Here is a 9,744-nt window from a genome sequence, read left to right as displayed (position 1 = left end):
TACGGAAGACCTTCGGAGACGCCAGCCAGTCAGGGCGCGACAGCCGCGCGGACAGGGAGGAGGACTGCGGTGAGGACATGCAACCGTTTCCGTTCGGGCGCAGGCGTCACCGTCGCCGGTCGACCCATACGCGTTCGTGCGTGATCCCGCCCTCGGGACCTGAGGGGGGAATCTTCCGGTGGCCCGGCCGCGTCGGGGGCCCTGCCGGAGGGTGGGCGGCCGCGGTGGCCGCCGGTCGGGCATCATTGCCCGGAAGTCTTCGGGTGCCGCCGGGGCCCGGTCGGGGCTCCTGGAGCGACGGAACGTCTCGGTCGTACCTCTGTACAGCGGCGACGATCGCAAAAAGACTACCCTGACGTGACGGCAGAGTGCGACCTGAGGCTTGTGAAATGCAGGTAAACGGCGCCCAAGATCCTGTGATTCGCCTCACGTACGATGGTAGAGATCGCGGATTTGAAAACCGTCGGGAACAACGGCGGAAACGACGGCGGAAACAACAAGGGGAAGATGCGGCGATGAGCGAGCGGCAGATGCAGATCGGCGAAGTGGCCGAGCGGACCGGCCTGTCGCTGCGCACCATCCGCCACTACGAGGACGTCGGGCTTGTGATCCCCTCCGCCCGCAGCAAGGGCGGCTTCCGCCTCTACACCGAGGCCGACGTCGACCGCCTCATGGTCATCCGCCGCATGAAGCCCCTCGACTTCAGCCTCGAGGAGATGCGCGATCTCCTCGAGATCACCGACCGGCTCGCCGTCACGGAGGACCCGCCCACCGGCGAGGAGCGGGCACGGCTGACCGAGCGGCTCGACTCGTACCGCAAGGTCGCCGACGCCCGCTGCGAGACTCTGCGCGCCCAGCTCATGGCCGCGGAGGACTTCGCCGCCACCCTGCGCCGTCATCTGGAAGCGGGGAGCTTGCCAGGCTGACGCCGACTCGCTCCGCGTGCGCGCTCGGTTCCCGTCCTACGAGGAGGCGAACAGCCGGTTCAGGTGGGAGCGCAGGATCTGCATGGCATCCGTCGCGCTCCGCTGACCGACCAGGACGCTGGTGCCCAGGCCGTGGGAGAGGGTCAGCAGGTGCGCGGCTTCGCCCGCCGCGTCCCGTGACGGGTCGAGCGCGCCCTCGTCCTTGGCCTGCCGGAGTACGTCGGTCAACTGTCGCTCCAGACGGTTGGGGCCCTCGACGAAGGGCTGGGCGGCGAGTTCGGGGTCGGTCATGGCCATCACCGCGTACGAGGTCCACACCAGGTGGAAGGCGCGGCCGGCCTCGTCGGTGGGCAACGCCTCGGCCAGGAACGTCTCGACGAAGGCGAGTGCGGTCACCGGTTGCGGCAGCCCGGCGAGGCGGGCCGACCAGCGGGCGTGACTCTGCTCCTCAAGGCGCTCAAGGGCGGCGTGCATCAGCCCCGCCTTGGTGTCGAAGTAGTACTGCACCAGGTTCAGTGACATGCCCGCCTCGGCGGCGACCGCGCGCAGCGTCACCGCGTGCAGCCCTTCGGCCGCGGCTACCCGGACCAGGGCGTCGATGATGTGCGCCCGCCGTTCGGCGTGATCGACCCGTTTCGGCACCGGTTCCCCTTCCCCTTCCGTTTCCCTTCCGCCGAGTGCGGCGATGAGTTTTCATAGTACCGCCGTACGATAAAAACTGGGCGGACGACCTCGGGCGAGAGCATGGGGAGGCGAGGGCATGGGGAATCGCGAAGCACCCGGCACAGGCAGCCGACCGGACGCCGGGTCGAGGGGTGAAGTCCCGGGCCGCCGCGCCGCGTCGGCGGTCCTGTGGCTGGCGTGCGCGGCGCAGTTCATGGTGGTCCTCGACGTCTCGGTGGTGAACGTCGCCCTGCCCTCCATCCGGTCCGCCCTGCGCTTCGACGCGGCCGGGCTGCAGTGGGTGGTGGGCGGCTATGCGCTGGTCTTCGCCGGGTTCCTGCTGCTCGGCGGGCGGCTCGCGGACCTGTACGGGCGCCGCCGGGTCTTCGTGTGGGGCCTGGTGCTGTTCTCCGCCTCGAGTCTGGTGGGCGGGCTCGCGACCACGCCGGGGCTGCTGGTCGGGATGCGGGCCGTGCAGGGCCTGGGAGCCGCCGTACTGGCTCCGGCCACCCTGACGATCCTGACCACCACCTTCGCCGAAGGGCCCGCCCGTATAAGGGCGTTGGCGATCTGGACGGCGGTCAGCTCCGCGGGCGGTGCGGCGGGCAACGTGATCGGGGGCGTGCTCACCGAGTCGCTGTCCTGGCGATGGATCCTGCTGATCAACGTTCCCGTCGGCGCGGCCGCCGTACTCGCCACCGTTCGCCTGCTGCCCGCCGACCGCTCGGCCGAGGCGACCGGGAGAGGGCGACTCGACCTGCCGGGGGCGGTGCTGGCCACGGTGGGCGTGAGCGCGCTCGTCCACGGCGTCACCCAGGCCGAGCGGCACGGCTGGAGCGGACCGACGACCTTGACCGGTCTGGCCGTGGGTGTCCTCGCGCTGACCTTGTTCGCGGTGGCCGAAGTCCGCTACGCCGCCGCGCCGTTGGTGCCGCCGCGCCTGGTGCGGATGCGGCCGGTGTGGGCGGGTAACGCGGTGATGCTCCTCGCCGGGGCCTGCTTCATCCCCATGTGGTACTTCCTCTCGCTCTATATGCAGGACGTCCTGCGCTACGGGGCGCTGGCGACCGGCATCGGCTTCCTGCCGCACACCCTGGTCGGCATCGCCGCCGCCCGACTTGCCCCCGCGGTCATGCGACGCAGCGGCCCTCGAAACCTGATGGTGGGCAGTGCGCTGCTGTCCGCCGCCGGATTCCTGTGGCAGAGCGGTATCGGCGATCACAGTGGCTACGTGGAAGGGCTGCTCGGGCCCGCCCTCGTGATGTCGGCCGGGATGGGCCTGCTGATCACCCCGATCACCACCACGGTCACCTCCGGCATCCGCTCCCAGGACGCCGGCGCGGCCTCGGGCCTGATGAACGCCACCCGGCAGATCGGCGGCGCCGTCGGCCTGGCCGCCCTGGTCACCCTCGCAGCCTCGGCCCACGGCACGGCCGCCTCCTACCGGACGGTGTTCCTGGCCATCGCGGCCGTCTGCGCGGCCGTCGCCGTCTTGGCATGCGTACTGCCGCCCGCACCATCCCACCGCGACGAGGCCGCCGGTCGGGTCCGGTGAGCCCGGCCCTCGGCCATGTCCTGCGGGACGGCGACTGCGTGACGGTCGGTCGTCTGCGTGACGGTCGGTCGTCGAGGCGCCGCGCTGATCCTTCAGGGACGGTGGCCGTGGTCGGAGGCGTACGAGGTGAAGACGCCGACCGTGGCTGAGCGCCGGACGCGGGGAGGGCGCGCGTTTGCTGCTCCGTCCGCGAGGCCGAGGCCGAGGGCGTGGCCGATGTGCCGGGGGAGTGAGGTGTTCTCGTCGCCGTCGTAACCAAGGAGATGTACACCGCGTCCACCGCCCCCCCCCGTGCTCGGCCGGGACGAGCTCGGAGGAGTGCGCGAAGCTTTCGGGCATGGGCGGCCAGTAGACCAGGGCCCACCCCCCGGTCACGGTCAGCGCCCACACCGCGACGACGCAGACCATGCCCCAGGGACCGGCTGCGCGTCCCGACGGGTGAGCGAGCACGGCGCAGTGTGCCCCCCCCGGGGGGTGAGGACCGGTCGGCCCTGCGCTCCTGGCGGTACCCGGAGAGCCCTCGCCCGAGCCTTCGGTCCGTGCTTCACTGAAAGTGAGGAGGGACTCGCCTACAGAGGCGCGGGGAAGCGGACACCGAGCCGTGCACCACGCAATCAGGATCCGCGAGAAGCGGATGGGTCTCTCCTCCCGTCGCGTCTCGCCTCCCATCGCGTCTCCGCCCTTCGACCGATCACCCTCCCTCGCCCCGGTCGTGATCGGCCTGCGCACCTGGGCGGGTGGTTTCCCGCGTGCCCGCGGTGCGCCAACGCGGCCGACGGGGAGCAGTCGCCGCTCACCAAGGCGGAACTCGAGAAGCAGGCGGCCGGACGAGTCACGCCTCGACGCTGATGGCCTGTGCCGGGCAGCCCGCGGCGGCGTGCCGCAGGTCCGCCAGTCGCTCGGTCGGCGGATCGGCGTTCAGGAGCACCACGATGCCGTCCTCGTCGCGCTGGAGTCACCAGGTCACCGGAAGCTCGGTGACACCGCCGGTGAGGGTCGTACGCACCTCCAGCTCATCGAGCTCCTCGGAGAGCCGCAGACCGGGCAGGCGGCGGGCCAGCGTGGCGAACACGACGCGCAGCTCCGTGCGGGCCAGGCTCGCGCCGATGCAGAAGTGCGCGCCGTGGCCGAAGCCGAGATGGACGCGTTCCGGACGGTCGGGGTCGAACGTCTCGGCGTCGGTGTACTCGGAGGCGTCGCGGTTGGCGGAGTTGATCGACAGGATCACGGCGTCGCCGCGCGGGATGGTGACCCCGGCGACGTCGACGTCGGTGTGGGCGTACCGCAGCAGACCCAGGTCACCGGGCGCGCCGAGGCGCATGATCTCCTCGACGGTGGCGTTGACCCGCCCGGCGGGGTCGGCGGTCAGCGCCTGCCATTGGTCGGGGCGGGTGAGCAGGAAGAGCGTGCCCAGACCGATGCGGTTGACCGTGGTCTCGTGCCCGGCGAACAGCAGCCCGACGCAGAGCTCGATCATGTCGTCGTAGTCGTAGTCCGCGTCGGCACTCTGGGCACGTACGAGGTCGGAGATCACGTCCTCGCCCGGCCGTGCGCGCTTGGCCTCGGCGAGACCGGTCATGTAGTCGCTGAACTCGTCCCGCGCCCGGTGGGCTTCGTCGCCGATGGCGTAGTTGGCCATGCGCTCCGACAGCGAGGCGAAGTACGTACGGTCGTTCTCGGGCACGCCGAGCAGTCGGCAGATGACCGCGACCGGCAGCGGGAAGGCCAGACCGGTGTGCAGGTCGACGACCCCGCCGGGTGCGGCGGCATGCTCGGCGAGCAGCTGGTCCACATACCCGTCGACCAGGTTTTGCATGTGATCGGAGAGCATCCGCATCCGCTTGGCCGAGAACGCCGGGGTCAGTAGCCGACGCATGCGTGCATGGTCGGCCTCTTCGGTGGCGTAGTTGCCCGTGGGCCCGTCCGCGACCGGCCTGCCGACCGACGCGCTCGAGGTCCGCGTGCAGGCTGCCGCCATCAACGCCGCACTCAAAGTGGCGACCGACGACCTCGCCCAAGCCGTGGCGGACAAGGGCATCACCCCCGAAGCGCTGCTCCGGCACCGCGAGCACCTCGCCAACGCGCTCACGCTCAGCCCTGGCGCGCTGGGGCTGTCGGGCAGCGGGCACGACTGACACAGATCCATGCGCGTCGCGCCGGACCACGTCGGCTTGCTCGTGCCGGGTGTGGCGCGCACCGTGGGCAGTGTGACGGGCTCTCACGGCACGCTGGCGCATCGGCTGATCGACGGCCATCTCGTCGACGGCCGGATGGAACCGGGCCACGAGGTCGGTCTGCGGATCGACCAGACCCTCACCCAGGACGCCACCGGCACGCTCGTGATGCAGGAGCTGGAGGCGCTCGGTCTTGACCGGGTGCGTACGGAGGTCAGCGTCCAGTACGTCGATCACAATCTGCTCCAGGCGGACGAGCGGAACGCCCAGGACCATGCCTTCCTGCGCTCGGCCTGCCGTCGCTTCGGCATCTGGTACTCCAAGCCCGGCAACGGCGTCTCCCACCCCACGCACATGCAGCGCTTCGGCATCCCCGGCAAGACAATGGCCGGATCGGACTCGCATACCTGCGCCGCCGGGTCGCTCGGCATGCTCGCTCTGGGCACCGGGGGCCTGGAAGTCGCGCTCGCGATGGCCGGACAGCCGCTGCGGGTGACCATGCCGGAGATCTGGGGGATCCGCCTGACCGGACACCTGCCGGAGTGGGTGAGCGCCAAGGACGTGATCCTCGAACTGCTGCGGCGGCACGGCGTCAAGGGGGCGGTCAACCGGATCCTCGAGTACCACGGCCCGGGCCTCGCGGAGCTGACCGCCATGGACCGGCACGTCATCGCCAACATGGGCGCCGAGCTGGGCGCGACCACCTCCGTCTTCCCCGCCGACGCCGCCGTACGGGATTTCCTGCGGGCCGAGGACCGAGAGGCCGACTTCCGCGAGCTGGTCGCCGAACCGGACGCCGTCTACGACCTCATCGACGAGATCGACCTCTCCACCCTTGAACCCCTCATCGCCCGCCCCACGTCGCCCGGCGACGTCGTCCCGGTGCGCGAGGTCGCGGGCGAACCCATCGGACAGGCCGTCATCGGCTCCTCGGCCAATCCGGGGCTGCGTGACTTCGCCATCGCCGCCGCCATCGTCGCAGGCCGCCAGACCCGTCCCGCCGTCAGCTTCGACGTCAACCCCACCTCCCGCGAGATCCTCACCGACCTCACCAAGACGGGCTCCACCTTCGAGCTGATCGCCGCCGGGGCCCGGATCCACCAGGCCGGATGTCTGGGCTGCATCGGCATGGGCCAGGCCCCGGTCCCCGGCCTGGCCAGCCTGCGCACCTTCCCGCGCAACTTCCCCGGCCGCTCGGGCACCGAAGGGGACGCGGTCTGGCTGTGCTCCCCGGAGACGGCGGCCGTCTCCGCGCTCACCGGCGAAATCACCGACCCCCGCGACTGGGCGGCCAAGGAGGGCACACCGTATCCGCGGCTCCGCCTGCCCGAACGCGCCTCGGTGAACCACGCGATGCTCGAGCCGCCGCTGCCGCCCGAGCAGGCCACGCGCATCGACCTGGAACGCGGGCCCAACATCTCCGGCCTGCCCGACCTCGACCCGCTGCCCGACGTGCTGGACGGCCCGGTCCTGCTCAAGTGCGGTGACAACGTATCCACCGACGAGATCTCACCGGCCGGGGCGAAGGCACTGCCGTACCGCTCCAACATCCCCAAGCTCGCCGAGTTCACCTTCACCCGCATCGACCCCGACTACCCGCGGCGCGCCGCCGAACTCGCCACCGACGCCGGACCGGGTCGGCACTTCGTCGTCGGCGGGGAGAACTACGGCCAGGGCTCCTCCCGCGAACACGCCGCCATCACGCCCCGGCACCTGGGGCTGCGCGCGGTCGTCGCCAAGTCGTACGCGCGCATCCACTGGCAGAACCTCGCCAACTACGGCGTCCTTCCACTGGAGTTCGACAAGGCCGACGACTACGACCGCATCGACGTCGACGACCGGCTACGCCTTGAGAACCTGCACGCCGCACTCGCCCCCGGAGCCGACCCCCGCCTGCGACTGCACAACACCACCAAGGACGAGAGCTACGAGATCCGCCATCGCCTCTCCGACGACCGCCGCCGCACCGTCGTGGCCGGCGGCATCATCCCGAGCCTGGCCGCTCCTCATTCCTCGGGAGCGCCGTCGGCCACCCGGTAGGTCCTGGCCCAGGTGGCGCCGCAGCGGCAGTGGGAGAGCTCGACCAGTTCACCGTCGGCCGTCACCCGCACGCCGTCCCTGAGGCGAACGTGAACATGTTCGCTCATGACGAATCTCCTCAAACTGAAGGAAAGGCTCATTGAAGGTGACGCCAAATAGGGAGTAAACGGGCGACCGCATGGTGAGACCGTCGGGCCTCTGTCGGGCGTCATCAACCCCACTCGGAGCGACGATGGAAGGGAAGGGAAGGGAAGGAAATGGAAGGGAAGGAAAGGGAGGGAGTGAACGTGGCACGGATTCTCGTGAAGGGTGACGACTTCGAGGTGCGCCTGTCGTGGCTGGAGAAGGCGGCCGCGCGGCGGGGAAGTGTGCGCGTGCCCCTGGCGGCCGTGCAGCGGGTGGTAGTGGAACCCGACTGGTGGCGGGCGCTGCGCGGAGTGGCTGAGCACGGCGTCTGGATCCCCGGCGTGCTGTGCGTCGGCACCCGCGGCCATCCCGGCGGGCAGGACTTCGCTGCGATACGGCCGGGCAATCCGGTGATCTGCGTCGAACTGCGGCCCGGGGCCCCGTTCAGACTCCTGGCCTTCACGGTGCGGGGCGACGCGGAGGCCACGGCTGACGAGCTGCGGAGCTGCGCCCCGGACATCGACGCGTCCACCCCGTGCCGCCAGCCCGTTCGCGTCGCCGAGGAGACGGAGGATTCCTGGAAAGACATCTGGCCACAGTCGGAGCCCCCTCGGATCAGCAATGTTGCCAGGGACAGGGACCGCTGGGAGGAGAACCACGAGCCCGCCGTACGGCTCTATCGATGACGGGCGGAGGCCGCATGAGCCGGAGCAAGGAGCGATTTCCATGAAACTGCGTTTCCTCGACCCCCTGTATGCCCAGCCGGGCCCGTACGCCTCCGTCTACGTGGACACTTCACGGGACGTCGTCGCCGCCGGGGACTGGGACAGGGCGATCGAGCTGCACCGGCGCCACGCGCGCTCGGACCTCATCGAGCTCGGCGCCGACCCGGCCACCGCCGACGCCTCCGCCGAAGCCGTCGGGACGGACGCCGACGTGCCCGGCCGCCATGGCCAGGCCCTCTTCGCCACTCACGGTGAAGTGGTCCTCACTGAGGAGCTGCCGCAGCCTCCGCCCGTGGACAGAGCCAGCTATGACCTGCTGCCCGACGCCATGCCCTTGGCGCTTCAGCACGCTCCCGACATCCCCTACGCCGCCGCTCTCCTCACCCGCGTCCCACCGGACGACAGCGGCACCAAGGCCGAGGAACTACGGGTGAAGCTGCAGACCGGCCGCTGGCCGAGCAGCGCGGTCGCCCCACGGGCCCTCACCCACCTGCACACACCGGTCCACCAGTGGCAGCAGGCGGCCGAGCGGCTCGCCGACGAGCTGGTCCACCTCATCGACCACGGCCACGCCGACACGCTCGTGCTCTGTGGGGACACCTGGGCCTGTGGCGTCCTCGCCAACCGCTTGCCCACCTCCGTTCGCCATCGTGTGGCCACAGTCCCCGTCTCCGGTGATGGCGATGGCGTCGGCGGAGGCGGAGGCGGAGGCGTCGGCGATGGCGGAGACGTTGACGGAGGCGTTGGCGTTGGCGACGGCGAGCAGACCGGCCGGGCCCTGCTCGAGCCTCAGCTCGCCGACCTCTTCCGCGGCCGCCTCTCCGCACACGACCTCGACCGGCTTGAGATGTTCGCCGCCCAGCGCGCCCACCACGCCACCGAAGAGGGACTGACCTCCGCCGTCGCGGCCCTGCAACGCCGACAGGCCGAAGCCCTGCTGGTCAACCGATCCGCCGAGGACTGGCCCCCGCTCTGGGTCAGCAGCGACCTCGAGCAGATCGGGCTCTCCGCCGAGGAACTCCAAACCTTCGGCCTCACCGGCTATGAGCGGCAACCAGCTGACGCCGCCCTGCTGCACGCCGCCGTCACCACCGGCGCCGAACTGATCGTCGTCCCCAGCGACGGACCTCCTCTGGAGGACGGGATCGGTGTGCTGCGGCGCTACTGACCGCGGGCGAGTCAGGGCAACAGCGCGAGGGCGTGCTGCGCCGCAGCACCCGCCGCACCGGCTGCTTCGAGTACCGGGCCGCGCTGCCCGCCGATGTCAAGGCGGACGAGGTCAGCGCAACCCTCCATGACGGGGTGCTGACCGTCACCGTGCCCAAGGCGCAGGCCACCAGGCCGCGGCACATCAAGATCACCGAGTCCTGACGACTCCGGTGCGTGTCGAGACGCTGCCGCACGGTAGGCCGTCCCCTGGGAGCGGCTTTCGCAACCCGTCCCGCGCCGATCGATCGAAGCAGCAGCCGCCGCAGCCGGAGCATGTCCCGCGTAGAGGTAGCCGCCGGTCTTGTCGACCGCGATCTCCCGGCGAC

The 9,744-nt window shown here is 70.8% G+C and carries 11 protein-coding genes; 7 read left to right on the top strand and 4 right to left on the bottom strand.

Going from position 1 to position 9,744, the window contains the following annotated elements; all coding sequences use genetic code 11:
* Nucleotides 1–515 precede the first annotated feature (515 nt).
* Nucleotides 516–926 (top strand): MerR family transcriptional regulator, encoded by a 411-nt coding sequence (locus tag ACWD10_RS38070; RefSeq protein ID WP_451098369.1) that lies wholly within the window; start codon nucleotides 516–518, stop codon nucleotides 924–926.
* Nucleotides 927–962: 36 nt separating this feature from the next.
* Here the strand turns inward: ACWD10_RS38070 and ACWD10_RS38065 are convergent, their stop codons facing one another.
* Nucleotides 963–1,568 carry a TetR/AcrR family transcriptional regulator gene (locus ACWD10_RS38065; RefSeq protein ID WP_451098367.1) on the bottom strand — a complete coding sequence of 202 codons (606 nt, stop codon included), beginning with the start codon at nucleotides 1,566–1,568 and terminating at the stop codon, nucleotides 963–965.
* 118 nt (nucleotides 1,569–1,686) lie between these two features.
* Between ACWD10_RS38065 and ACWD10_RS38060 the strand changes: the two genes are divergently transcribed.
* On the top strand, nucleotides 1,687–3,144 hold the full coding sequence (locus ACWD10_RS38060) for an MFS transporter (RefSeq protein ID WP_451098365.1): 1,458 nt from the start codon (nucleotides 1,687–1,689) through the stop codon (nucleotides 3,142–3,144).
* A gap of 832 nt (nucleotides 3,145–3,976) precedes the next feature.
* On the opposite strand, the gene ACWD10_RS38055 is transcribed toward ACWD10_RS38060, so the two are convergent.
* Together ACWD10_RS38055 and ACWD10_RS38050 are read right to left on the bottom strand one after the other, a co-directional pair.
* Nucleotides 3,977–4,075 (bottom strand): ferredoxin, encoded by a 99-nt coding sequence (locus ACWD10_RS38055; protein WP_451098363.1) that lies wholly within the window; start codon nucleotides 4,073–4,075, stop codon nucleotides 3,977–3,979.
* A 24-nt stretch (nucleotides 4,076–4,099) separates the two neighbouring features.
* Nucleotides 4,100–5,020: a cytochrome P450 gene (locus ACWD10_RS38050; RefSeq protein ID WP_451098361.1), complete on the bottom strand. Its 921-nt coding sequence runs from the start codon at nucleotides 5,018–5,020 to the stop codon at nucleotides 4,100–4,102.
* A 31-nt stretch (nucleotides 5,021–5,051) separates the two neighbouring features.
* On the opposite strand from ACWD10_RS38050, the gene ACWD10_RS38045 reads away from it, so the two are divergent.
* Together ACWD10_RS38045 and ACWD10_RS38040 are read left to right on the top strand one after the other, a co-directional pair.
* Nucleotides 5,052–5,279 (top strand): hypothetical protein, encoded by a 228-nt coding sequence (locus ACWD10_RS38045; protein ID WP_451098360.1) that lies wholly within the window; start codon nucleotides 5,052–5,054, stop codon nucleotides 5,277–5,279.
* Between the two features lie 72 nt (nucleotides 5,280–5,351).
* Nucleotides 5,352–7,358: an aconitate hydratase gene (locus tag ACWD10_RS38040; RefSeq protein ID WP_451098359.1), complete on the top strand. Its 2,007-nt coding sequence runs from the start codon at nucleotides 5,352–5,354 to the stop codon at nucleotides 7,356–7,358.
* Here ACWD10_RS38040 and ACWD10_RS38035 read toward each other — a convergent pair.
* Nucleotides 7,325–7,465, bottom strand: coding sequence for a hypothetical protein (locus tag ACWD10_RS38035; protein ID WP_451098358.1), 141 nt, complete (start codon nucleotides 7,463–7,465; stop codon nucleotides 7,325–7,327). The genes ACWD10_RS38040 and ACWD10_RS38035 overlap by 34 nt on opposite strands.
* Before the next feature lie 180 nt (nucleotides 7,466–7,645).
* On the opposite strand from ACWD10_RS38035, the gene ACWD10_RS38030 reads away from it, so the two are divergent.
* The 3 genes from ACWD10_RS38030 to ACWD10_RS38020 are packed head-to-tail and all read left to right on the top strand — an operon-like array spanning nucleotide 7,646 to nucleotide 9,580.
* Nucleotides 7,646–8,170, top strand: coding sequence for a hypothetical protein (locus ACWD10_RS38030; RefSeq protein ID WP_451098356.1), 525 nt, complete (start codon nucleotides 7,646–7,648; stop codon nucleotides 8,168–8,170).
* 40 nt (nucleotides 8,171–8,210) lie between these two features.
* Nucleotides 8,211–9,377 carry a baeRF2 domain-containing protein gene (locus tag ACWD10_RS38025; RefSeq protein ID WP_451098354.1) on the top strand — a complete coding sequence of 389 codons (1,167 nt, stop codon included), beginning with the start codon at nucleotides 8,211–8,213 and terminating at the stop codon, nucleotides 9,375–9,377.
* Nucleotides 9,374–9,580: an Hsp20/alpha crystallin family protein gene (locus ACWD10_RS38020; RefSeq protein ID WP_451098370.1), complete on the top strand. Its 207-nt coding sequence runs from the start codon at nucleotides 9,374–9,376 to the stop codon at nucleotides 9,578–9,580. Before ACWD10_RS38025 ends, ACWD10_RS38020 begins: the two co-directional genes overlap by 4 nt.
* Nucleotides 9,581–9,744 lie beyond the last annotated feature (164 nt).

It is taken from the genome of Streptomyces sp. NPDC002851 (assembly GCF_053591935.1).
The sequence above is the reverse complement of the archived record's forward strand: the minus strand, read 5'-3'. Positions and strand labels throughout refer to the sequence as shown.